Source organism: Rubrivivax rivuli (assembly GCF_004016505.1).
Classification (GTDB): Bacteria; Pseudomonadota; Gammaproteobacteria; order Burkholderiales; family Burkholderiaceae_C; genus Rubrivivax; species Rubrivivax rivuli.
The window spans coordinates 243,535-266,346 of the sequence record NZ_SACR01000002.1 but is presented as its reverse complement, the minus strand read 5'-3'; the positions used below and the strand labels follow the sequence as shown (position 1 = coordinate 266,346).

At 72.0% G+C, this 22,812-nt stretch carries 17 protein-coding genes; 3 read left to right on the top strand and 14 right to left on the bottom strand.

What is annotated here, in order from left to right; genetic code table 11:
• Nucleotides 1-7: 7 nt before the first annotated feature.
• From bchZ to EOE66_RS05650, 6 genes are all read right to left on the bottom strand, one after another.
• On the bottom strand, nt 8-1,519 hold the full coding sequence (gene bchZ, locus EOE66_RS05675) for a chlorophyllide a reductase subunit Z (RefSeq protein ID WP_128227712.1): 1,512 nt from the start codon (nt 1,517-1,519) through the stop codon (nt 8-10).
• Nucleotides 1,519-3,048, bottom strand: a complete 1,530-nt coding sequence (gene bchY / locus EOE66_RS05670) for a chlorophyllide a reductase subunit Y (protein WP_128227711.1) — start codon at nt 3,046-3,048, stop codon at nt 1,519-1,521. Before bchY ends, bchZ begins: the two co-directional genes overlap by 1 nt.
• 9 nt (nt 3,049-3,057) lie before the next feature.
• Nucleotides 3,058-4,074: a chlorophyllide a reductase iron protein subunit X gene (locus tag EOE66_RS05665; RefSeq protein ID WP_128227710.1), complete on the bottom strand. Its 1,017-nt coding sequence runs from the start codon at nt 4,072-4,074 to the stop codon at nt 3,058-3,060.
• Nucleotides 4,071-5,024, bottom strand: a complete 954-nt coding sequence (bchC, locus tag EOE66_RS05660; RefSeq protein ID WP_128227709.1) for a chlorophyll synthesis pathway protein BchC — start codon at nt 5,022-5,024, stop codon at nt 4,071-4,073. Before bchC ends, EOE66_RS05665 begins: the two co-directional genes overlap by 4 nt.
• Before the next feature lie 245 nt (nt 5,025-5,269).
• Entirely contained in the window at nt 5,270-6,439 is a 1,170-nt protein-coding gene (locus tag EOE66_RS05655) for a methyltransferase (protein WP_128227708.1), read from the bottom strand.
• A 22-nt stretch (nt 6,440-6,461) separates the two neighbouring features.
• Nucleotides 6,462-7,340: a polyprenyl synthetase family protein gene (locus tag EOE66_RS05650; protein WP_128227707.1), complete on the bottom strand. Its 879-nt coding sequence runs from the start codon at nt 7,338-7,340 to the stop codon at nt 6,462-6,464.
• A 183-nt stretch (nt 7,341-7,523) separates the two neighbouring features.
• Here EOE66_RS05650 and hemA point away from each other — a divergent pair, with 183 nt between their 5' ends.
• Nucleotides 7,524-8,822, top strand: coding sequence for a glutamyl-tRNA reductase (gene hemA / locus EOE66_RS05645; RefSeq protein WP_128227706.1), 1,299 nt, complete (start codon nt 7,524-7,526; stop codon nt 8,820-8,822).
• Here the strand turns inward: hemA and EOE66_RS05640 are convergent.
• The 7 genes from EOE66_RS05640 to EOE66_RS05610 all read right to left on the bottom strand — a co-directional run bounded on the left by EOE66_RS05640 (nt 8,819) and on the right by EOE66_RS05610 (nt 18,524).
• On the bottom strand, nt 8,819-10,708 hold the full coding sequence (locus tag EOE66_RS05640) for a putative bifunctional diguanylate cyclase/phosphodiesterase (RefSeq protein WP_128227705.1): 1,890 nt from the start codon (nt 10,706-10,708) through the stop codon (nt 8,819-8,821). The genes hemA and EOE66_RS05640 overlap by 4 nt on opposite strands.
• Before the next feature lie 169 nt (nt 10,709-10,877).
• Nucleotides 10,878-11,819: an alpha/beta fold hydrolase BchO gene (gene bchO / locus EOE66_RS05635; protein ID WP_128227704.1), complete on the bottom strand. Its 942-nt coding sequence runs from the start codon at nt 11,817-11,819 to the stop codon at nt 10,878-10,880.
• A 26-nt stretch (nt 11,820-11,845) separates the two neighbouring features.
• Nucleotides 11,846-13,660 carry a magnesium chelatase subunit D gene (locus EOE66_RS05630; RefSeq protein WP_128228262.1) on the bottom strand — a complete coding sequence of 605 codons (1,815 nt, stop codon included), beginning with the start codon at nt 13,658-13,660 and terminating at the stop codon, nt 11,846-11,848.
• Between the two features lie 2 nt (nt 13,661-13,662).
• A complete protein-coding gene (gene bchI, locus EOE66_RS05625) occupies nt 13,663-14,691 on the bottom strand; it encodes a magnesium chelatase ATPase subunit I (protein WP_128227703.1) in 1,029 nt (342 codons plus the stop codon).
• Between the two features lie 72 nt (nt 14,692-14,763).
• Nucleotides 14,764-16,062: a DUF3422 family protein gene (locus EOE66_RS05620; RefSeq protein ID WP_128227702.1), complete on the bottom strand. Its 1,299-nt coding sequence runs from the start codon at nt 16,060-16,062 to the stop codon at nt 14,764-14,766.
• A gap of 111 nt (nt 16,063-16,173) precedes the next feature.
• Nucleotides 16,174-17,310, bottom strand: coding sequence for a DNA alkylation repair protein (locus tag EOE66_RS05615; RefSeq protein WP_128227701.1), 1,137 nt, complete (start codon nt 17,308-17,310; stop codon nt 16,174-16,176).
• A gap of 2 nt (nt 17,311-17,312) precedes the next feature.
• Nucleotides 17,313-18,524, bottom strand: coding sequence for a cytochrome P450 (locus tag EOE66_RS05610; protein WP_128227700.1), 1,212 nt, complete (start codon nt 18,522-18,524; stop codon nt 17,313-17,315).
• 39 nt (nt 18,525-18,563) lie between these two features.
• Here EOE66_RS05610 and EOE66_RS05605 point away from each other — a divergent pair, with 39 nt between their 5' ends.
• Entirely contained in the window at nt 18,564-19,277 is a 714-nt protein-coding gene (locus tag EOE66_RS05605; RefSeq protein ID WP_128227699.1) for a riboflavin synthase subunit alpha, read from the top strand.
• Between the two features lie 2 nt (nt 19,278-19,279).
• Nucleotides 19,280-20,821 (top strand): alkaline phosphatase D family protein, encoded by a 1,542-nt coding sequence (locus EOE66_RS05600; RefSeq protein ID WP_128227698.1) that lies wholly within the window; start codon nt 19,280-19,282, stop codon nt 20,819-20,821.
• Between the two features lie 31 nt (nt 20,822-20,852).
• Here the strand turns inward: EOE66_RS05600 and EOE66_RS05595 are convergent, their stop codons facing one another.
• Nucleotides 20,853-22,757, bottom strand: a complete 1,905-nt coding sequence (locus EOE66_RS05595; protein WP_128227697.1) for a serine hydrolase domain-containing protein — start codon at nt 22,755-22,757, stop codon at nt 20,853-20,855.
• Nucleotides 22,758-22,812: the final 55 nt, after the last annotated feature.

Below are 22,812 nucleotides of genomic sequence, written 5' to 3'. Positions count from 1 at the left end.
GCGGCGTTCATGCCGGCACACCATGTTTCTGGGGTGCCGCGGCACCGGTGCAGGCCTGGGCTGCGCGGTCGAGCGTGACGCGTTCTTCGCCGTGGCGGCGCGCTTCGGCCTCGGCCTGGTCGCGCCAGCGCTTGGCCGCCGAGATGCGCACCAGCACGGGCTGCGCTTCCACCGCTTCGTCGAGCAGCGCGTTGGCCTCGTCGTCCCAGGGGAGGGCACCCAGGTAACGGGCCGGCGTGGCTTCGACCTTGTCGAGTTCGGTGCCCAGCGGCAGGATGTTGAACAACGCATCGAACAGCGCGTTGCAGAACTCCTGCACGATGTAGGTGGCGCCTGCGTAGCCCATGAAGGGCGTGCCGGTCGCGCGCCGGATGATGGCGCCCGGGAAGCTCGCCGGGATGTAGGCCGGCCGCGGGCCGTGACCGCCGCCGGTCTCGGCCAGGTACATGCGTTCGTTGTAGCTGCCGAACATCACCAGGGGCGTCTTCTCGTGCACGAGGCGGCGGACGGTGGCGTTGTCGGTCTTGCTGCCCGCGGTGCGCGAGACGGCGAAATTGCAGGGCAGGCCCAGCTCGTCTTCCAGGAAGTGGCGGATGCCGCGTGCGTAGGTTTCGCCGGCCACCACCGCGAAGTTCGCGGTGCCGAAGAAGTCTTGCGTGACGCTGCGCCACAGGTCCCACACCGGCTTGATGGTGGTGTGCTTCTCGCGCTGGATGAAGGGCTCGGGGTCGAGGTTCAGCAGCTTGCCCAGTTCACGCAGGAAGGCGGTGGTGCTGTGCAGGCCGATGGGGGCCTGCAGGTAGGGCCGCTCCAGCGCCTCGCACAGCATGCGGCCGTACTCGCGGTACATGCAGATGTTGACGTCCGCCCCCACCAGGCGCGAAACATCGGCCAGATGGCTGCCCAGCGGAAAGACCATGTTCACTTCGGCGCCGATGCCCTGCACCAGGCGGCGGATCTCGGCCAGGTCGCTGGGCATGTTGAAGGTGCCGTAGCAGGGGCCGATGAGGTTCACGCGCGGCTTCTCGCCGGCGGGGCGCTCGGCGAAGGGCATGCGTTGCGGCACCTTGCGCAGGCCGTACTGCGTCCACAGCCAGTACATCGCGCGGTTGGCGCATTGCCACTGGTCTTCGTCGATGGTTCGCGGCAGGAAGCGCTGGATCGTCGTGCCCTCGGGCGTGACGCCGCCGCCGATCATCTCGGCGATGCTGCCCGTCACCACCACGCTGGGCAGGTCGGGGTCGAGCGCGGCGTGGGCGCGTTTCATCGCGCCTTCGGTGCCTTCGCGGCCGAGCTGTTCTTCGGCCAGGCCCGTCACGACGATGGGCAGTTCGTGCGGCGGCAGCGCGTCGGTGTAATGCAGCACGCTGGTGACCGGCAGGTTCTCGCAGCCCACCGGGCCGTCGATGATGACCTGCAGGCCCTTGATGGCCGTGAAGACGTAGACGGCACCCCAGTAACCGCCCGCGCGGTCGTGGTCGATGACGTAGTTCAGCTTCGGAGTCTGCGGCGTGGCCATCAGATCATCTCCTCGGCCTTGCGCTTCTTCATCAGCTTGATGACCTGGCGCTTGGTTTCGGCGCGGAACTCGGGCCGCTCGACGGGCACGCCTTCCCAGACGCCGGATTTGTCGCCACCGCCCACGTCATCGAAGAACTCGCGCATCTGGTTGAAGCGCGCCTTGTTCTGGATGGCGGCGTTGATCACCTGCGCCAGGCTGCCGGCGCCGGCCGGGCCCATCAGCGGGCGTGCCGAGATCAGGTTGGTGAAGTACAGCGCCGGGATGGCGGCCTGCTTGGCTGCCTGCACCACGGGCGTGGTGCCGATGGCCAGGTCGGGCCTGAACTCGCGCACGGCGCCGATGTCCTGCTCCAGCGTGGCGCGGTACTGCACGTGCACACCGCGGGCCTGCAGCCACTGCAGGTCGGGCTCGCTCCAGGGCGTGCGCGGGCAGGCGGTGCCGACGTAGGGCACCTGGGCGCCGCTCTCGACGAGCAGGCGCGCCACCAGCAGTTCACTGCCCTCGTAACCGCTGACGGTGATGCGGCCGTGGATGGGCGTCTTGGCCAGCACGGCCTTGATGACGGGCAGGAAGCGGTTCTTCGCGGCGTCGATCTGCGCCTGGCCCACGTTGCAGGCCTGTCCGATGGCCTGCAGCCAGGCTTCGGTGCCGTCGTGCCCCACGGGCGCCGACGCAACAATGGGCCGGCCGGCGGTGGCGAACTCGCGCACGCTGGCGGTGTAGAAGGGGTGGATGGCCGCCACGGCCGCGCAGTCGAGCGCGGCGTAGAGCTCGCGCCACTCACGCGTGGGCACCACGGGGCCGGCGGCCAGGCCCAGCGGCTCGAGCATGGCGCCGATGATCACGGGGTCGGCCGGGAACATCTCGCCCAGCAACGTGACGGTGGGCTTCTCGCTCACGCCGGTGCGCGGGGCCGTCACGGGGCCGGCCTCGGCTTCGGTGCGGGCGTACTTCAGCATGGCACCGGCCAGAACGTCCTTGGCTTCTGCGTGCGTGGGCACGCCGAAGCCGGGCACGTCGATGCCGATGATGCGCACGCCATTGATGGCCTTGGGCAGCAGCTGCAGCGGCACACCGCTGGCTGTCGGCACGCAGAGGTTGATGATGACGATGCTGTCGTACTTGGCCGGGTCGGCCTCGGCATGCACGGTGTCGCGGATGTCCTCGAACAGCTTGCCCGTCACCAGGCTCTCGCTGTTGAAGGGCACGTAGCCCACGCTGCGGCGAGCGCCGTAGAAGTGGCTCGTGAAGGTGAGGCCGTAGACACAGCAGGCGCTGCCGCTCAGGATGGTGTGCGTGCGGCGCATGCGCAAACCCACACGCAGGCTGCCGAAGGCCGGGCACATGCTCTGCGGCTGTTCGTGCGGGCCGGCGTCGTCGGGCAGCGGGTAGTCTTTCGCGTACTGCGCGAGCACCTCGCTCTTGCCGGCCGATTTGGCGGCGTCGAGCATGGCTTCCTTGCCGGAATGACAGCCGTGGCCGTCACCCTCGAGGGCTGCGGGAACAGGCAGGTCGTTGGCGCCCATGGTGCTGGCTCAGGCGGCGTCGTAGACGACTTCGAGGGTCGGCTTGACGATGTCGTGCTTGCCGACCATGTCGAAGACCGTTGCCGGTTCCATCACGAAATCGCGGCCCGTGACCTCGGCGCTGAACAGGCCCAGCAGCTGGTCCTGCGTCTGCGGTTTCGGCCGCACGGGCGGCGCGATGGCGACGTTGGTGGCCAGCTCCTCGAACAGCGGCGCCCACTGCGTGCCGGGCCGGCCGATGATTTCGTAGCTGGCGCTCTTGCGGCGGATGTCGTCGTTGGCCGGGATGGTGGCCAGCACCGGGATGCCGGCTGCGCTGGCGAACTGCTTGGCCTCGCCGGTGCCGTCGTCGCGGTTGATCACCATGCCCGCCACGCCCACGTTGCCGCCGAGCTTGCGGAAGTACTCCACCGCGCTGCAGACGTTGTTGGCCACGTAGAGCGACTGCAGGTCGTTGCTGGCTACGACGATGACCTTCTGGCACATGTCGCGCGCAATGGGCAGGCCGAAGCCGCCGCAGACCACGTCGCCCAGGAAATCGAGCAGCACGTAGTCGAAGCCCCAGTCGTGGAAGCCGAGCTTCTCCAGCGTCTCGAAGCCGTGGATGATCCCGCGCCCGCCGCAGCCGCGGCCGACCTCGGGCCCGCCGAGTTCCATCGCGTAGACGCCGTCGCGCTTGAAGCACACGTCGCCGATGGCCACCGCCTCGCCGGCCAGCTTCTTCTTGCTGCTGGTCTCGATGATGGTGGGGCAGGCCTTGCCGCCGAAGAGCAGGCTGGTGGTGTCGCTCTTGGGGTCGCAGCCGATGAGCAGCACCTTCTTGCCCTGCTGCGCCATCATGTAGCTCAGGTTGGCCAGCGTGAAGCTCTTGCCGATGCCGCCCTTGCCGTAGATCGCGATGATCTGCGTCTCTTTCGTCACCGGGCCGGTGGCGACCGGATCGGGTTCGATGTTCGCTTCGGCGAGCAGCTGCTCGCGCGCCATGAACTTGATGGTGGCCGTGGCCGGGATCGTGCTACTGCTCATTGCATCTGTCTCCAGTCGAGAACCATCTTCAAACACGCGGCATCGCCGAAGGCGGTGCGGTAGGCGTTCGCGGCGTGGACCGCTTCGTCGTGGTGCGTGATCAGGCCGTCGAGTGACAGCCGGCCGCTTTCGGCCAATTCCTTGACGGCCAGCATGTCGGCGCGCTGCCATTCGGCGGCGGTGCGGATGCTGGCTTCGCGCATGAAGGCCGGCGCGAAGTTGAAGCTCAGCGGCTCGCTGTAGAAGCCCGCGAGCACGACCTCGCCGCCGTGCGTCAGGCGGGCGATGGCCTTGTCGAGGATGGCGCAGTCGCCGCTGACGTCGTAGATGGCGCGGTAGTTGCGCCGCGTGTCGTCGGCCGGTGACATGACGGTGTAGCCCTCGGCGCCGTGGGCCCGGTCGGGGTTGAGTTCCCACACCGTGGGCGCCTCGAAGCCGGCGGCCACCACCATGCGCGCCAGCAGGCGGCCGAGCACGCCATGGCCGACGATGAGGTCGGGCGGGGCGCAGGGGGCGTGTTTGCCGCCGCAGGCCACCGTGTGGTACGCCGTGGCGGCCAGGGCCAGCAGCACGGCTTCGCGGCCCAGCGTCTCGCTGATGGGGATGACCTTGTCGTCGCCCACGACCACCTTGGAAGCCGCGCCGCCGAAGAGGCCGCGCACCTCGCCGTAACAGCGGGCGCCGGGCACGAAGACACGTTCACCCACCCGGTGCTGAGCCAGCGGACCGGCCGCGACGATGCGGCCCACCGATTCATAGCCCGGCACCAGCGGGTAGCCCATGCCAGGGAACATGGGCATGCGGCCGTTCCAGAGCAGGCGTTCGGTGCCGGTGGAGATGCCGCTGAAGTCGATGTCCACCACCACGTCGCCGTCGCCGGGTGCGGTGAGCGGCAAGGTGCTGAGCCTGAGGTGTTCGGGCTGTTCCAGAACGACGGCGGTGGTTTTCATGCGGAGCCTCCTGGGCGGGCAAAGCGCAGCAGCAGGGGGGTGTGAACAGCGCGCAAGGGCATGGGGGCGTTGGCGGGCAGGGCGGGCGAGTGGGTGGCGAGGGGCGTGAGGGACGTTGGGCAGATCAAGAGCGACACCCGCGCACAGGTTTGGGGCTGGTGTCTGAATGTCATCTTAGGCTGACGTTGAGGAGTGTCAAGCAGGATTTACGCTTTTCGTGTTCGGGCGGGTTTTCACTGCCCGCCTCAGCCACGCGGTTTGCGCGCCACCAGCACACTCACCTGCAGCGGGATGGGGGTGGCCAGTTCGCGCACCGCTTCGAAACCCGCGGCCTCCACCAGGCGCGCCAGGTCGGCGGCGCTGCGCGAACGCCCACCGTGCATGGCCAGCAGGTAGAAGTTGAAGTAGGCGTCGCCCATGCGCGGCGCCCCGCGTGCGCCGGCCATGGGCTCGGCCAGCAGCAGCGTGCCCCCGGGGGGCAGGGCTTCGAAGACGGCGCGCAGGATGGTGGCGGCGCGTTCGTCGGGGTGGTCGTAGATGACGCGGATGAGCGAGGCGATGTCGGCGCCGCGCGGCAGCGCGTCGCGTGTGAAGTCGCCACCGTGCACCTGGGTGCGGCTGGTCAGTCCGGCCGCAGCGAACTGGCGCTGCGCCGCCGGCACCACGCCCGGCAGGTCGAAAAGCTGCAGTTGCAGCGTCGGCGAGCGGCGCGCCGCGGCCAGCAGGAAACGGCCCTGGCCGCCGCCCACGTCGAGCAGGCAGCGGTGGCCGTGCACGTTGTAGGCGTCGAGCACCTCGTCGGCCACCAGGGGCTGCGAGGCGCTCATCAGCGCCGAGTACTCGTCGACGGCTTCCGGCGGCAGTTCACCCGGCCGCGCCGCGCTGGCATAGGCCCAGTAGCGGCTGAGCGCCGGGGCCGTGCCCCCACGCAGCAAGGCCACGGGGTCGCTGAGGTCGGCGTAGAGCACCGCGTGGTGCTCCACCATCGCGGCCACGGCCTCGTTGGCCACCATGGGCGCGCCCAGCTTGCCCAGGCCGTAGCGCAGCGTGCCGCCGCTCTCGCGCCGCTCCAGCAGTTCCAGCGCCACCGCGGCGGCCAGCAGGCGCTCGGTGCCTTCGGCGGGCAGGTCGAGCACGCGCTGCAGCTCGGCCGCGCTCAGCGGGCCGGCGGCCAGGTGGTCGAAGACCTTCAGCCGCACGCAGGCCAGCAGCACCTGCGAATAGACGAAACCGGCCACCAGGTCGAAGAGCCCGCGCGCGCGTTGCCGGGCGATGGGCCGCATCCACCAGCTGCGCGCGGCGCGGCGCTGGAAGTCGGGGCTGGTCAGCACGCCGTCGCGCCAGGCTTGCCAGCGTTCGCGCCAGGTGCTGGGCTTGGGCGCCGGGCTGGGGTGGGGCAGTTGGGCTTGCAGCATGAAGGCGTGTGTCTGTTCGGATTCAGGCGGCCAAGGCCGGCGCGCGCACGGTGGCCTCGGGCACGAGGCGCTCGGACTCGGCACGCACCAGCGCGCGCAGCGCGGGCGCGCCTTTGCACGGCGGAATGGCCCCGACGGCGCGGGCCAGCAGCGCGTCGAAGTGGGCGATGGCGCCCGCCAGGCCCATCTCGGTGGCGCAGCTCGGGCGGCACAGCGCGATGTCCTGCCCGGCGGGTTTGCCGAGCATCTCGGTGGCCAGCGCGACGTCGCGGATGTCATCGGCCACCTGGTAGGCCTCGCCGAGGAAAAGACCGAAGGACTGCCAGCGCTCGGGGTTGGCGCCCGCGGCCAGGGCGCCGGCTTCGGTGCAGGCCGAGAACAGCGAACCGGTCTTGGCCCGGTGGTAGGCGGCCAGGCCGACATAGGGCTCGCACTCCCAGGCCTGCCCCGCCACGATGCCGGTGGGCGCGCCCACACGCTGCGCCACGATGGACAGCAGCCCCGGCAGCCGGGCCGGGCTGTGGCGGCCCGCATGGGCCAGGGCCTGGAAGGCCAGCACGATGAGCCCGTCGCCCGCCAGCACCGCGATGCGCTCGCCGTAGGCGGTGTGCACCGTGGGGCGGCCGCGGCGCGTGGTGGCGTCGTCGAAGCAAGGCAGGTCGTCGTGCACGAGCGATGCGCAGTGCAGCAGTTCGATGGCGACGGCGGCGCCGTCGGCCAGTTCGGGATCGGGGTCGCCGCAGGCCTTGGCCACGGCCAGGCACAGCTGCGGCCGTATGCGCGCGCCGCCGGGAAACACCGCGTGGCGCAGGGCAGCAGCCAGTTTGGGTGGGCCGCCGGTGCCTTCGGCCAGGGCCAGGGCGTTCTGCAGCGCCTGTTCGATGCGGGTGAGGGTGTCCATGCGCGTCCTTCCTGGGTGCGGGCCGTTGAAGGGCGCTCCCGGCGCCCTGCGTCAAGCTAAGTTGTCACCCTAAGTTGTCAACTAGGCGAGACAGACCTAGCATAGGGACATGCACCAGCGTCGTCAACGAGACCTTGCCCACCCCGCCCAGCACGCGCGTGCCCCACACGCAGGGGGCCTTCGGTGAGCGTGCTGGCCCTCGGGCTGAACCACCAGAGCGCGCCGTTGGACCTGCGCGCGCGCTTCGCCTTTCCGGCCCCGCAGCTGCCCCACGCGCTGCGCGGCCTGCGCGAGCACCTGGCCCGTGGCGCCGCGGTGGCGCCCGAGGCCACGCTGCTGTCCACCTGCAACCGCACCGAGCTCTACGTGGCCGCCAACGACGCGCACGCCGCGGCCGCCCTGGCCCAGCCCGCGCTGGAATGGCTGGCGCTGCAGGGTGGCACCAGCGGCGCGCAACTGGCCGAACACGCCTACGTGGTGGAAGACAGCGCTGCGGCGCGCCACGCCTTCCGCGTGGCTTCGGGCCTGGACAGCATGGTGCTGGGCGAGCCGCAGATCCTGGGCCAGATCAAGCAGGCCGTGCGGGAGGCCGGCCTGGCCGGCACGCTGGGCAGCACGCTGCACCAGCTCTTCCAGCGCAGCTTCAGTGTTGCCAAGGAAGTGCGCACCGCCACCGAGATCGGCGCGCACAGCGTGAGCATGTCCGCTGCCACCGTGCGCCTGGCTGGCCAGCTCTTCGAAGACCTGCGCCAGGTGCGCGTGCTGCTGGTGGGTGCGGGCGAGATGATCGAGCTCGTGGCGGCGCACTTCGCCAGCCAGAAGCCCCTGGCCATGGCCGTGGCCAACCGCACGCAGGAGCGCGGCGAGAGCGTGGCCGCGCGCTTCGGCGCCACCGCCATGCGCCTGGCCGACCTGCCCGATCGCCTGCACGAGTTCGACGTCGTGGTGTCGTGCACCGCCAGCACGCTGCCGCTGATCGGGCTGGGCGCGGTGGAGCGCGCGCTGAAGAAGCGCCGCCAGCGCCCGATGTTCATGGTCGATCTCGCGGTGCCGCGCGACATCGAACCCGAGGTCTCACGCCTGAACGATGTCTACCTCTACACGGTGGACGACCTCTCGGCCCTGGTGCAGACCGCCGGCGAGAAGCGCCATGCCGCGGTGGCCCGGGCCGAAGAGATCGTCGAGCAGGGGGTGCGGGGCTTCGAGCACTGGATCGGCCAGCGCGCCAGCGTGCCGCTGATCCGCGCCGTGCAGCAGCAGGCCGAAGACTGGCGCAGCGCCGAGCTGCGGCGCGCGCGCCAGCAACTGGCGCGCGGGGCGGATGTCGACGCCGTGCTGGAGACGCTGACCCGCGGCCTCACCGCGAAGCTGCTGCACGGCCCCCTGGCCGAGCTGCGCGCAGCCGATGCCGAGCACCGGGCCCAGATGAGCAGCACCGTGCAGCAGCTTTTCCTGCGGCCCGGCGCGCGCGGGCACGCCTAAGCCAGGTCTGGACGCGCGGCGCGCTGCCGCGCGATGTATCGCTCCAGTTCGGGCGCGGGCATGGGGCGGGCGTAGAGGTAGCCCTGGCCGTAGTCGCAGCCCAGCTCGCGCAGCACGGCCTCTTGTTCCTTCGTCTCCACGCCTTCGGCGATGACTTGCAGGCCCAGCGAACGTGCCATGCCGACGATGGCTTCCACCAGCGCGTGGTCGCGCCCGGGCTGTCCCAGGCGGCGCGTGAAGCTCTGGTCCACCTTCAGGAAGCTCAGGTCCATCTGGCTGAGGTTGTTGAGGTTCGAGTAGCCGGTACCGAAGTCGTCGATGGCCAGTTGCACGCCGGCCTCGCGCAGCGCGTGCAGGCGCGCGGCGATGCCGGCCTCGGGCTGCACCATCAGGCTCTCGGTGATCTCCACCACCATGCTCTTGCCGGCCACGCCGGCGGTGCGCAGCGCGCGCACCCAGTCGCCAACGTCTTGCGCGCCAGGCGCCAACTGCAGGGGCGAGACGTTCAGGCTGACCTGGAAGTCGGGGCCGAAGCGCGCCTGCCAGAGTTGCAGCTGGCGGGTGACTTCGTGGAAGACCCAGTCGCCGATGTCGCGGATGGCGCCCGTGCTCTCGGCCAGCGGGATGAACTGCGCCGGGCTCACCAGGCCGCGCTCGGGGTGGTGCCAGCGGATGAGGGCTTCGCACTTGTGCACCTGGCCCGTGCGCAGGCACACCACCGGCTGGTAGACCAGCTTCAGCTCGTGCTGGGCCACCGCCGTGCGCAGGGCGGCGCCCAGCTTCAGTTGCTCTTGGGCCGACACCTCCAGCGGCTGCGCAAAGAAACGCAGGCGGTTGCGGCCCGCGGTCTTGGCGTCGAACATGGCCAGGTCGGCGTGCCGTACCAGTTCCTCGGCGTCGGCCCCGTGCTGCGGGTACATCGAGCAGCCGATGCTGCACGAGATGTAGACCGTCTCCGTCTCGATCTGGATGGGCTCGCGCAGCTGCTCCATCACGTGCTTGGCCACGCGTTCGATCTCGTCTCCGCTCGCCGTCGGCGACAGCAGCACGACGAACTCGTCGCCGCCCAGGCGCGCCACGCTGTCGGTGTCGCGCAGACCGTCACGGATGCGGCCCGCGGCCGCGGCAATCACCTGGTCGCCTGCGATGCGGCCCAGGCCGTCGTTGACCTGCTTGAAGTGATCGAGGTCGATGTACAGCACCGCCAGGCGTGCGCCTTGGGCCGGCGCCTCGGCAATGAGCTGGTCCAGGCGTTCCTCGAAAAGTGCCCGCTTGGGCATGCCGGTGAGGCTGTCGTAGTTCGACTGCAGCCACATCACATGCTGGTTGCGGAAGCGCTCGGTGATGTCGCGCGCGATCTTCGAGGCGCCGACGATGCGGCCGCTGTCGTCGAAGATGGGCGAGATGCTCACCGAGACGTTGATCTGGCGGCCCGACTTGCTGCGCCGCACGGTCTCGAAGTGCAGCACGCGTTCACCCTGGCGCAGGTGCTCCAGGATGTAGGCCTCTTCGGCCAGGCGCTCGGGCGGAAAGATGCAGGTCATCGGCTGGCCGATCATCTCGGCCGCGCTGTAGCCGAACAGACGTTCGGCGGCCGGGTTCCAGCTCTCGACGATGCCGTCCAGCGACTTGCTGATGATCGCGTCGTCCGACGATTCGACGATGGCGGCGCAGTGGCGTTGGTAGGCCACGGCGCGTTCGGGGTCGGCCGGCACGCTCGAGACCGCGTTCATGTCGGCCGGCACGAAGGCGATGACTTCCGCGGGCCCGGGCGGTACGGCGTCGCTCAAGGCGGGCGGCTCGCCGGGCGAAAGCGACAGCCGCCGCTCACCCTGCGCCATGGCGGGCTGGCGGCTTTGTGGTGCGTCAGGGCTTTGATCGGGCATGTCGGGCGTGCACGGCACGGGGGCTGGGTCAGGATCTCTTGACGCGCAGCCCCGGCGATGTGCCTGACCACTGTAGCGGTTCGTGAGCGTAGCGGAAGGCTTCAGGCCCTGAAGTCACGAAGAGCCGTGCATCCTGGCCCCTATTGACCCTGATCGACCGGGTTGACACTCAAGGGCCGCCTGGTGCGGGGTGGGGGGATGCAGCACCGGGCGCCTGCAAGCCGCCCAGACGCAGCAGCAGCGCCGCAAGCCGGGCCGGCGCCTCTTCGTGCGCGAGGTGGCCCAGGCCCGGCAGGCGGTGCACCTGGGCCGAGGGTTGCAGGCGCTGCACCCGCGCAGCGTCGCCGGGCGGGATGGTGCCGTCGGCTTCCCCCACCACCATGTGCAGCATCGTGCGCAGGGCGGGCAGGTCGCGTGCCAGAGCTGGCAGGTCCCACTGCGCCATCATGGCCAGCGCGCCAGCCACATGGGCCGGGCTCTCGATCAGGCGCCGGTACAGCGCCGCGCCTTCGGCGTCCAGGGTCGAGCCGGTGCTCCCCAGCAGGCGTGCCAGCATGCGGCCCTGGGTGGCGTGCCAGCTGAAGAAGTGCGGCGCCAGCGGGTTCAGCGCCAGCAGCTTGGCCGCGGGCGAGAACAGCGTGCCGGCCAGGCCCTGCAGCGGCAGCAGTGCGGCATTCAGTCCGAACAGGGTGTGGGCTGGCGCGGGGCTGCTGCCCGCGTCTTCGCGCAGTCGCCAGCGCACGGCGATGGCGGCGCCTGCGGAGTGGCCCACGGTGGCCGCCGGCGCCTGGCCCAGTTCGCGCAACAGCATGCGCACGGCCTGGGCCATGCCTTCCATGCCGGCCCGGCCGATGGGCGCCGGCCCGCTGAAGCCATGGCCAGGCAGATCGGGCGCCACCAGGCCCACGTGCGGGGCCAGCAGCGGCGCCAGGCCGCGCCACGAGTGGGTGGAGGCGCCGGTGCCGTGCAGCAGCAGCCAGGTGGGGGCCCCCGGCCGCGGCGGCGGCCAAGACTGCACGTGCCAGTGTTGCCCGCTGACCTGCAGGAACTGGCTGTGCGTGCGGTGCGGCCAGTGCGCACCGTCATCGCCCCAGAGCAACGCGCCGGGCATGGTGTCGCCGCGGGCAGGTGCAGGCGTCAGCCCGCGCGCGGGCGCGGCAGCGCCTGCACCGCGGCCGAAAGCGCTGCCGCACCGGCATGCGGCAGCGCGCGGTAGCTGCCGCCCATCTCGGCGGCCAGGCGCTGCGCGGCCACGGCCGGCTGCGGCGAGGTGTCCACCACCAGCGCAGTCAGCCGCGCGGTGCGGAACTGACGCGCCATCTGCAGCGCATCGGTCTCGGCCTGGGCGCGGCCGTTTTCGCCGCTGCGCGTGACGTTGGCCCGGCCATCCGTCAGCAGCACCACCACGGGCGTGGCGCCGCTGCGCTGCACCACGGATGCCAGGCGCAGCGCGGCCTCCAGCCCCAGCGCCAGCGGGGTGCCGCCACCGCCGGGCAGCGCGGCCAGGCAGCGCTTGGCGCGCACCAGCGAGCGTGTGGGCGGCAGCAGCAACTCGGCCTTGCGGCCGCGAAAGGCGATGACGCCCACCTCGTCGCGCCGCACGTAGCAATCGGCCAGCAGCAGCTGGATGGCGCCCTTGGCTTCGCCCAGGCGGTGCAGGGCCGAGGAGCCCGAGGCGTCGAGCACGAACAGCGTGGCGGTGGCCGCGCGTTGCTGCAGTCGGCTGATGCGCAGGTCGTCGGCGTGCACGTGGATGGGTTGGTGGCGGCCCTGGGCCGCAGCGGCGCGGCGGCGCAAGGCCTGCCAAGGCGCGGCGGCACGCAAGGTCTCCACCAGGTTCAGCCGGGCGCCACCGCGCGGCGTGCCGGCACGCGTGCCGACGGGGCGGCCGCCACGCGGCGAGGCGCTGAGCTTGCCGATGCGCCCGGCCTGGCTGGCCGCGAACTGGCCCTGCAGCGCGGCCAGCAGGCCGGCGGGCAGGCTGGCCACGGCGGCCTCGACGATGCGGTCTTCCAGCGCCTGGGGTTCGGGCTGCGCGTCGGTGGTGGCTTCGGGCGGCGGCTCGGGCGGCTCTTCGGGCGCGGCGTTCTCGGGAGGCTCTGGCGGGGCTTCGGGCTCGGCCTCGTCTTCGGGCGCCGGCGGCAAGCGCGTGGCCAGCGGGGCCAGCACCAGGCGGGCGGCCTGCATCGCGTCGTCTTCGGTGGCGGTTTCGTGGCCGGCCAGCGCCGCGGCGGCACGCGTGGCGCGCAGCGCGTGCTGGCTGGCGCGAAGGGGACTCACGCCCAGTTGCAGCGCGGTGCCGCACAGGGCCTGCAGCACGCGATCAGGCACCTGCACGCGCGGCAGCAGTGCGCGTGCGTCGCGCACTTGGGCCGCGCTGGTGGCCAGCGGGGCGATGTCACGCAGGCCGCAGCCGCACAGGTCGGCGTGCAGCGCCAGGCGGTCGCGCAGCGCGGGGGGCAGGGCGGCGTCGTCGGGGCCGCCTTCGTCCATCGCCACCACGCCCAGGCGCGCCGGCCAGCGCTGGCTGAGGCCGTCGCGTTCGAAGCCGATCTCGGCGCTGTCGAGCACGGCGGCCAGGCGCGCGGCGTGGCCGCTGCTGAGGCGCTCGGCCATGGGCACCAGCACCACGCCGCCGTGGGCTTCGGCCAGCAGGCCGCGTTGCGCCACGGGCTTGCCATGGGCCAGCGTGGCGGGCAGGTCCAGGCCACCGAGCAGGCGCTCGTCGGCGATGTGCCCGGGCAGGCGGCGCAGCGGTTCGTCAGCCGGTAGCAGGGCCTTCAAGTCGGCGAGCCAGCGGTCGCGCACGCCGCCGGCGCCGGCGCGCAGGTGCAGGCCGCCGAGGCCGTGCGGGTCCACCGCGAAGAGCGCCAGCGCATCGGCCGCGTTGAGCCAGGCGGCTTCACCGGGGGGTACCGCCGTGCTGCCTGGCCCTGCCGGCGCGGCCGCCATGTTCAAGCGCCGAACACCTCGGCGCAGACGCGCTCGACACGCACGCTGGCATCGGTGTCGTCCAGCGGGTCGCGGCGCAGGCGGTGGCGCAGCGCGGGCTGGGCCATGCGGCGGATCTGGCTGTCGCCCACGGCCTCGGCGCCGTCCAGCGCGGCCAGCGCGCGTGCGGCGCGGATGACGGTGAGTTCGCCGCGCAGGCCGTCGGTGCCCAGCGCCATGCACAGCTGCGCGGCACGTTCCAGCGCGCTGTCGGGCACCTGGACATCGGGCAGGCGCTTGCGGGCGGCGACGATGCGCGCACGCACCTTGTCGTCTTCCTTCTGCCAGCGCGCGATGAAGCCTTCGGCGCCGCGTTCGAAATCATCACGCCGGCGCACCACCTCCACGCGCGAGGCGATGTCCTGCGGGGTGCGCACCTCCACGGCCAGGCCGAAGCGGTCGAGCAGCTGCGGGCGCAACTCGCCTTCTTCGGGGTTGCCGCTGCCCACCAGCACGAAGCGCGCGGGGTGGCGCACGCTCAGGCCTTCACGCTCCACCACGTTCTCGCCCGAGGCGGCCACGTCGATCAGCAGGTCGACCAGGTGGTCTTCGAGCAGGTTGACTTCGTCGATGTAGAGAAAGCCGCGATGCGCGCGCGCCAGCAGCCCGGGCTCGAAGGCCTTGACGCCGGCGGTGAGGGCCTTCTCCAGATCGAGCGCACCGACCACGCGGTCTTCGGTGGCGCCCAGCGGCAGGTCGACCACCGGCACCGGGATCAGGTGCGTCTTGGGTTTGCCGCCGGCCTTCAGCGCGCTGCACTGCTCGCAGGTGGCGGCCTTGTCGGCCGGGTCGCAGCCGTAGCGGCAGCCCACCACGGCCTTCATCTTGGGCAGCAGCGCGGCCAGCGCGCGCACCGCGGTGCTCTTGCCGGTGCCGCGGTCGCCGAAGACCAGGACGCCGCCGATGCGCGCGTCGACCGCGGCGCAGAGGATGGCGAGCTTCATCTCGTCCTGGCCGACGATGGCGGAGAAGGGGAAATACGCTGTGCTCATGCCGTTCACTTCAACTTCAAGGTGCGGTGAGTACCGCGGTGCAGGCCACCCTGCCGCCGGGTTGCGGGCCCTTCAATGCGCGGCCTCGTCGGCGGCGACGCGGCGGCGTGCGCGGCGCACGGCCAGCACCACGGCCACGGCCACCAGCGGGATGCTCAGGCCCGTCAGCAGGTCGGCGTTGACCGGCAGTCCACCGGCCTTCAGGCCTTTGGCGCCATACCCCACCAGCCCGGCCACGTAGTAGCAGATGGCGGCCACCGAGAGGCCTTCCACCGTCTGCTGCAGGCGCAACTGCAGCTTGGCGCGGCGGTCCATGCTGGCCAGCAGCGCCTGGTTCTGGCGTTCGCGCGTGATGTCCACCCGCGTGCTGAGCAGCGCGCTGGCCTGCGCCACGCGTTCCGAGAGGTCGTGCAGCCGCTGCGACACGGTGGCGCAGGTGGCCACGGCGGGCCGGAAGCGCCGTGCCATGAACTCCTCGATGGGCGGCACACCCGACAGGCGCTGCTCGCGCAGCTCGGCGATGCGGCGCATCACCAGGTCTTCGTAGGCGCGGCAGGCGCCGAAGCGGAACTGGCTGGCGGCCAGGCCGCTTTCCACCTCGGCGGCCAGGCGCGTGAGCTCGTGCAGCAGCACTTCGTCGTCGCCCTCGCCGCGGGCGATGCCGTCGGTCAGCTGTGCCAGCGCAGCCTCGATCTGCACGATGCGCGGGCCCTGGCGCCGGGCGATGGGCAGCGCCAGCAGCGCCAGCGTGCGGTAGGCCTCGATCTCGAACAGGCGCTGCAGCGTGCGGCCGGCCTGCCGTTCGGTGAGGTGGTTGTCCACCAGCACGAAGCGCGTGCAGCCCTCGTGCAGACGGAAATCGGTGTAGACGCGGGCCGCGCCGTCGGCCACCACGGCACCGGCCACGGTCTGGCCTGCGAAGGCCTGCTCCAGCAGGCCGGCCAGGCGCGTCTCTTCGGGCGCGACCAGCAGCGTGGCGTGGGCAGCGGCGATGGTGGCGCCGGGCAGCGCGGCCAGCCAGCCTTCGGGCAGCAGGCTGGCGGCCACGGCCTGGAAAGGGCGCTCGTTCACATCGGCGGCGATGACGGTGTAGCCCGAGAACTCCCCGTGCCGCTCCCACTTCAGCCGGCAATGGCCCCGCTCGGTGTTGAACTCGGCGCGGAAGTGAGAGGCGCCGGGCAGGGGCGGTTCGACGCCCAGGCTGTCGCACAGGCTGCAGAGGTGCCCGAACTCGCGAGTGCGCTGGTCGGCCTCGACCAGCACGGCCACGTAGCTGGCGCGCGCCGGCGCTTCCACGGCTTCGGGCGGGCGGGCGTGGATTTCGTCGGCCAGCGTCGTCCGCAGTGCGTGGTCGGGGGGGAACATCGACATCGTGGGGCGTGCGTGTGCAGGACGGGCGGCGGCGCGGTGCCTCAGTATGTCACTCAAAGTGGACACTTCAAGTGTCACGAACCCTTGTCAGTAGCTTGTTGCCGGCAACCATCAGCCGCCGGGCAGCTGCAGGTGGAAGTGCGCCGAGGCCACGGCCTGCCCGTTCACCTGCACGGCCAGCCCGTGCCGGCCGGCGTGGTATCGGCGGGTTGTCACGGGTTTCAGGGCGTGCTGTTTCTCCAGCGTGGCGGTCTCGCCTGGCGCCAGCACGAGCTTCCAGCCCTTGAAGACCTTGGGGCTGAGGCTGCCGTCGGCCTTGACGTGGTGCACGGCGTAGTCCACCACCAGCGTTTGTGGCTGCGGGGCCTTGGACTGCAGCGTCAAGCGGATGGTCACCGCGCCACCCAGCACCACGTGGGCCGGGCTCACGCGCAGGCGCGCCTGGCCGTCGAAGCCCGGTGCCAGGCCCCAGGCCTGCAACGTGGGCGCGTGACCCTGCTTCACCAGCGTGCGGCTGGCATGGCGCAGCAGCGCCCGGCGCGGGGCGGGCGCACCGGGCAGGTGGGCTTCCAGCCAGGCGGCCACCAGCCCGGGGTGGTCTTTGGCGATGTCGTTGAGGTGGTTGGCCACGCTGCGCCGCACATAGGCGCTGGGGTCGTCTTGCAAGGTGCGCAGCAGCGGCAGCGAGGGGCTGGGGTCGGCCACCAGCGCGTGCAGGCGCTGGCCCCAGGGCAGGCGTGGGCGGCTGCCTTCGCTGACCAGGCGCCGCACGTGCTCGCTGGGGTCGGCCACCCAGCGCTGCAGCGTGGCAAAGGCCAGCGCCGGGTGCTGCACGATGAAGGGCCGGATGGCGAACTCGGCCGTGAAGCGCTGCGTGAGCGCGTGCAGCGCGGCCATCGCACGCTCGGGCTGCCGCTGGCCGCGCCGTGCGATGTACTCGCCCACGGGCCACAGGATCCAGCCGCGCAGGCCTTCGTGCAGCCCGGGGGCGGCCGAGATCTCGCCAGGCGCGGTGGGGGGCGCCAGGCTTTGCTCGAGGAGGCCGGCCGCCGCGTCGAAATCCGCCGGCAGCGTGGCTTCCAGCGCGGCGCAGATCTGCAGCGCGCGGGCCTTCATCTCCAGCGCTTCCAGGCCGGCGCAGGCCTGTGCGGTGAAAGCCTCGGCATCGAAGCGGGGCGCATGGCGCCGCAGCCGTGCCCCGGCCTCGGCCACCAGGGCCGGGTTGAGCAGGTTCTTGAAGGGTTCCATGCTCAGCCCAGACGCACCGGCAGGTGGCGGAAGCCGCGGAAACGCAGGCGCAGGTCGCGTTCGGGCGGGCCGGCGGGTTCGAGCCGCGGGTAGCGCTGGATCAGCTTCAGGATCGCGATGCGGCCTTCCAGCCGCGCCACGTTCATGCCCGAACAGGCATGGGCGCCCTGGCCGAAGGCGAGGTGGTTGTTCGGCTTGCGCAGCAGGTCGAGCCGGTCGGGTTCGGCGAACACGGCCGGGTCGCGATTGGCCGCGCCGATGCCCAGCGTGAGGAAGCTGCCCGGCGGCAGCAACTCGCCGCCCAACTCCAGCGGCGCGGTCACGAGACGGTTGTTGAGCTGCAAGGGGCTCTCGAAGCGCAGCAGTTCCTCGACGGCGCCCTGGATGAGGCCGGGCTCGGCGTGCAGTTGCTCGAAGGCGTGGCGGTGCGTCATCAGCGCGTGCAGGCCGTTGCCGATGAGGTTGGTGGTGGTCTCGTGGCCCGCATTGAGCAGAAAGATGCAGTTGTGCAGCAACTCGGCCTCGCTCAGCCGGCCTTCTGCATCACCCTGCAGCAGGCGTGTCAGCACGTCGCTGTCGGGGTCGCCGGGGTGGGCCTGGCGGTCGGCCACCAGCCCGCGCAGGTAGGCCAGGAAATCGGTGACGGCCGCGTGCCCGCGCGCCAGCACCTCGGCGCCGGGTGCGGGCTCCAGGGCCGAGAGGATGGCCAGGCTCCAGGCGCGCAGCGGGCCGCGGTCTTCGTGCGGCACGGCCAGCAGGTTGCCGATCACCTCCACCGGGATCTGCGCTGCGTAGTCTTCGATGAGGTCGGGCGCCGGCCTGTCGGCCAGGCGGTCGAGCAGGCCGTCCACCAATGCGTGCAGGCCGCTTTCCATGCGCTGGATGGCGCGCTGGTTCAAGGCCCCCATCAGGATGCGGCGAACGCGGGTGTGCAGTGGCGGATCGTTGAACACCAGGCTGGTGGTGTGGTGCTCGAACAGCGGCGAGCCCGGGCCGAACTTGGGCGCGAACTCGCGATGCTTGTCGCTGCTGAGCTGCGTGCTGCGGTAGGCCGCCAGGACGTCGGCGTGCCGTGTCAGCAGCCAGCTGTCGGGGCCCAGGCGGTGCACGGGGCGTGTGCGGCGCAGTGCGGCATAGGTGGGGTAGGGATCGGCCGCGAACCCCGGTGGCGGGGCCAGCAGACTGAAGTGCGCCAGCGCGCCGTTGTCGTCCATGGCCACCGAGTGTAGGCAGCGCTGCTAAGCTGCCCATCCATGTTTACCGGCATCGTTCAAGGCATCGCCTCCGTCCGCAGCATCACCGACCGCCCCGGGCTGCGCAGCTTCATCCTGGAACTGCCGCCCGGCTTCACCGAGGGGCTGGCCATCGGCGCCAGCGTCTCGGTGGACGGGGTTTGCCTCACCGTCACTGAACGCGTGGGCGACGACGCCGCCAGCTTCGACGTGATGCAGCAGAGCCTGGCGCTCACCACGCTGGGCACCCTGCAGGCGGGCAGCCGCATCAACGTGGAACGCGCCGCGAAAGACGGCGCCGAGATCGGCGGCCACCCGCTCAGCGGCCACATCGACTTCCTCGCCACGGTGGTGCAGGTGCGGCGGCCCGAGAACAACTGCGTGCTGCGCATTGGCGTGCCCGCGCCGTGGATGCGCTACGTCTTCGCCAAGGGCTACATCGCCGTGAACGGCGCCAGCCTCACCGTGGCCGAGGCCCACCGCGCGGCCGATGGCAGCGGCTGGTTCGAGGTGTGGCTGATCCCCGAGACGCTGCGCATGACCACCTTCGCCGAGAAGGCCGAGGGCGCGGGGCTGAACATCGAGATCGAGCGCCAGACGCAGGTCTTCGTGGATACCGTGCGCGCTGCCATCGACGAACGTCTGGGCCCGCTGCTGCCGGCGCTGGAGGCGCTGCTGCGCCAGCAGGGCGCCTCGCTCGAAGACCTGGCGCGCCCGGCGGCGCTGCCGCGTTGACGATGGCAGCCCGCCGCCATTGGCTGCAGCAGGTCCTGGCCGGCACGGCCGCTGCGGTGGCCGCGCCACTGTTCGTGCGCCACGCGCGCGCCGCCGACACGGCGCGCTTTGCGCTGGGCGTGGCCTCGGGCCAACCGCAGCCGCGGGGCCTGGTGCTGTGGACGATGCTGACCGGCCCCGACCTGCCCGCGCAGGCCGAGGTGCGCTGGGAGATCGCCGAAGACGAGGCCTTCACGCGCATCGCCGCGCGCGGCACCGAAACCGCCGTGCCCGAGGACGCCCACAGCGTGCACGCCGAGCCCACCGGCTTGCAGCCCGAGCGCTGGTACTTCTACCGCTTCGAAGCCCTGGGCCAGCGCAGCCCGGTGGGCCGCACGCGCACCGCGCCGGCGCCCGATGCGCGCGTGCAGCGCCTGCACTTCGTCACCGCCAGCTGCCAGCGTTTCGATGTCGGCCACTACGCCGCCTGGCGCCATGCCGCGGCCGAGGCGCCCGAGCTCGTGGTCTTTCTTGGCGACTACATCTACGAATACGGCCGCGACAGCAGCCCCGCCGACGCGCCGCGCCGCCACGAGGGCGGCAAGGTGCGCACGCTGGCCGGCTACCGCGCGCGGTATGCGCAGTACAAGAGCGACCCCGCGCTGCAGGCTGCGCACGCCGCCGCACCGTGGTTCTTGATCTGGGACGACCACGAGGTCGACAACGACTACGCCGGCCTGCAGGGCCAGGACCTGCAACCCGATTTCGCGGCCCAGCGCGCCGCGGCCTACCAGGCCTACTGGGAGTTCCTGCCCTGGCCCAAGGCCGCGCGCCCGGTGGGCGGCGCCATGCGCATCACCGGCCGGCTCGACTGGGGACGCCTGGCGCGCCTGCATTTGTTGGACACCCGCCAGCACCGCGACCCGCAGGCCTGCCCGCGCCCCGGCCGCGGCGGCAGCAACACGGTGGACGTCGCCGAATGCCCGGCGCTGCTGGCGCGCGACCGCAGCCTGCTGGGCGCAGCGCAAGAGCAGTGGCTCGCCGAGGGCTGGGCGCTGGACCGGCCCTGGAACCTGCTGTTGCAGCAGACGCTGATGGCGCGCTGCAGCTGGACCGACCCCGCCGGCCCCACCCGCGGTCGCTACTGGACCGAGGGCTGGGACGGCTACGCTGCCACGCGCGCCCGCCTGCTGGGCACCGCGGCCGAGCGCCGCGTGCCGGGGCTGGTGTCATTGGGCGGTGATGTGCACGCGCACTATGTGGCCGAACTCAAGGCCGACTACGACGACCCCAAGGCCCCGGTCATCGGCAGCGAGTTCGTCGGCACCTCCATCAGCAGCCTGGGCCTGCCGCAGGCCCGGCTGGACACGCTGCGCCCAGTGAACCCGCACCTGCTGCACGTGCGTGGCGACCAGCGCGGCTACCAGAGCTTCGTGCTGGAGCCCGGGCGCCTGCAAGTGCGGCTGCACGCGGTGGCCGATGCCCGGCTGCCCGACAGTGCTTTGCACACCCAGGCGCGCTACGTCGTCGAGGCCGGCAAGCCTGGCCCTCAGCTTGAAGGCTGAAGTGGGGCTGCCCCGGGCCTGGCCGGAGGCGTCAGTGCCAGATGCGCATGCCGAGCCAGCCGTGACTGGCCAGCCAGCCCAGCAGCAGGGCCGCCAGCAGCAAGTGCAGGCCACCCAACACGCGCGGCCATCGCGGTAGCGCCGACCGCCACCAAACCCAGGCGCCCAGCAGCCACACCAGCGGCGCCAGGGCGCCGATGCCGGCCAGCGCCCAGCCCGCCAAGGTGGGGCGTCCCAGCCACTGCAGGTCGGCCGTGCCGAGGAGTGCCAGCACGCCCGCCGGCACCGCCACCGCCGTCCACAGCGCTAGCAGCGGCAGACCGCGCGCCGCCCAGGCGGCACCTCGGCGGCCCGTGGGGCCCAGGCGCCCGCGCCACGCGGCCCATGCCCACCACAGGGCCAGCGGCAGGCTCAGCGGCAGCACCACCGCCGCCACCGCCAGGCTGCCTTGCTTGAGCGCCGCTTCCCAGGCCGGCACGCGGCGGCGCGACCCGTCGCGGGTGTGGGCCTGCACCTCGGCACGTTCGGGGCCTGGCGCCGTGAACACCAGGCCGGGCGCGGCTGCGGATTCGGCGCGGAAGACGCCGCCGCCCTGGTGCAGCCAGCGCCGGCCCCCGTAGCGCAGCACGTCGCCGTCGAAAGCGGCGCCTTCCCACTGGGTCAGGCCTATCAGGCCGCGCAACAGTTCCTGGCGCGGCGTCAGGCTCTGGTACTGGCCTGCCCAGGCCGCGCGCTCCGCGGCACTCACGGGCTGCCCGGTGGCGGCCGGAGGCGGCAGCTTCCGCTCCAGGTAGGCACGGATCTGCGCAGCCACGGCCAGGGGTGCGTCGGACAGCGAATTGGCCATCACCACGTAACCCGCCCCCAGCGTCGGGGCGTAGGCGAAGCGTGCGACGAAGCCGTCGATGCTGCCGTCGTGGCCGTAGAACACCGCGCGGCCCTCGGCATCGGCCTGCAGGCCCGGGCCCCAGCCCAGGACCAGGCCCGGTTGTGCGGCCGTCGCGCCGGTGGCGGGCTGCTCCAGGCGTGCCACCGACGCCGGCGTGAGCACCCGCACCCCGTCGAGTTCGCCGCGGCCCAGCAGCACCTGCGGCAGCCTTGCGAGATCGCGTGCGCTGATGTTCAGCGAGCCGCTGGGCCGCGCGGGGGTCTCGACAAAGGGCTCAGGCGTGCGGCCGTCGCTGCCGTAGCTTCGCGCCAGTCGCACCTCGATGTCGTCGCTGCGGGTCCAGCGCGCGCTGGCCATGCCCAGCGGCGCCGTGAACCGCTGCGTGACGAAGGCGGCGAAGTCGGTGCCCGCCACGCGTTCGATCGCGCGGCCTGCCACCACGGGGCCGGCGTTGCTGTAGGCCGTGCCGCTGCCCGGGCGCCAACGAACCGCGTAGGGCCCGAAAGCCGGCAGCGCCTGGGCCAGGGGCAGGGTGGCACTGTCGAGGAGGTAGTGCCGGTAGCGCACGTCGTCCAGGCCCGCCGTGTGCTCGAGCAAGTGCACCAGGCGCACCGGATCGGTGGCAGCCCAGCGGTTGTCGTGCGCCCACTCGGGCAACAAGGTCGCCACCGGTGCCTGCAGCGAGAGGCGCCCTTCCTCCGCCAGGGCCAGCGCCGCCATCGCGGTGAAGGTCTTGCTGATGGAACCGGCGCGGAACACCGTGTTCGGGGTGGCGGCGCGACCGCTCGCGAGATCGGCCACGCCATGCCCGGTCGCCAGCACCACGCGCCCGCCTTCGATGACCACCACCGCAGCGCCGGGCACGCCGGCGGCCTGCCAGGTGCGTGAGATCGCCGCTTCCAGCGCGGGCAGGCCGGGCGGCGGCGCGGGACCCTGGGCGGCCGCGACCTGCAGTGCCGCGGTGGCGCACAGCGCAGCCAGGCCCGCGAGAAGCAGCCTCGAAAGGGCGGTGGGGCTGGGCGGCGGCGGGGTGGTGGGTGAGGGCATGGCTGATTTTGCGAACCGAGGCCCACTGCGCGCCTGCGCTGTGCGACACGCTGCA

Excerpts from the sequence above, each read along its gene's own strand:
- EOE66_RS05595 (WP_128227697.1), bottom strand. The coding sequence starts at position 22,757 with ATGCCCTCACCCACCACCCCGCCGCCGCCCAGCCCCACCGCCCTTTCG.
- EOE66_RS05620 (WP_128227702.1), bottom strand. The coding sequence starts at position 16,062 with ATGTCGATGTTCCCCCCCGACCACGCACTGCGGACGACGCTGGCCGAC.
- bchY (WP_128227711.1), bottom strand. The coding sequence starts at position 3,048 with ATGGGCGCCAACGACCTGCCTGTTCCCGCAGCCCTCGAGGGTGACGGC.
- EOE66_RS05600 (WP_128227698.1), top strand. The coding sequence starts at position 19,280 with ATGGCAGCCCGCCGCCATTGGCTGCAGCAGGTCCTGGCCGGCACGGCC.
- bchO (WP_128227704.1), bottom strand. The coding sequence starts at position 11,819 with ATGCCCGGCGCGTTGCTCTGGGGCGATGACGGTGCGCACTGGCCGCAC.
- EOE66_RS05605 (WP_128227699.1), top strand. The coding sequence starts at position 18,564 with ATGTTTACCGGCATCGTTCAAGGCATCGCCTCCGTCCGCAGCATCACC.
- EOE66_RS05655 (WP_128227708.1), bottom strand. The coding sequence starts at position 6,439 with ATGCTGCAAGCCCAACTGCCCCACCCCAGCCCGGCGCCCAAGCCCAGC.
- EOE66_RS05665 (WP_128227710.1), bottom strand. The coding sequence starts at position 4,074 with ATGAGCAGTAGCACGATCCCGGCCACGGCCACCATCAAGTTCATGGCG.
- EOE66_RS05610 (WP_128227700.1), bottom strand. The coding sequence starts at position 18,524 with ATGGACGACAACGGCGCGCTGGCGCACTTCAGTCTGCTGGCCCCGCCA.
- bchC (WP_128227709.1), bottom strand. The coding sequence starts at position 5,024 with ATGAAAACCACCGCCGTCGTTCTGGAACAGCCCGAACACCTCAGGCTC.
- EOE66_RS05640 (WP_128227705.1), bottom strand. The coding sequence starts at position 10,708 with ATGCCCGATCAAAGCCCTGACGCACCACAAAGCCGCCAGCCCGCCATG.
- bchI (WP_128227703.1), bottom strand. The coding sequence starts at position 14,691 with ATGAGCACAGCGTATTTCCCCTTCTCCGCCATCGTCGGCCAGGACGAG.
- bchZ (WP_128227712.1), bottom strand. The coding sequence starts at position 1,519 with ATGGCCACGCCGCAGACTCCGAAGCTGAACTACGTCATCGACCACGAC.
- EOE66_RS05615 (WP_128227701.1), bottom strand. The coding sequence starts at position 17,310 with ATGGAACCCTTCAAGAACCTGCTCAACCCGGCCCTGGTGGCCGAGGCC.
- EOE66_RS05630 (WP_128228262.1), bottom strand. The coding sequence starts at position 13,660 with ATGGCGGCCGCGCCGGCAGGGCCAGGCAGCACGGCGGTACCCCCCGGT.
- EOE66_RS05650 (WP_128227707.1), bottom strand. The coding sequence starts at position 7,340 with ATGGACACCCTCACCCGCATCGAACAGGCGCTGCAGAACGCCCTGGCC.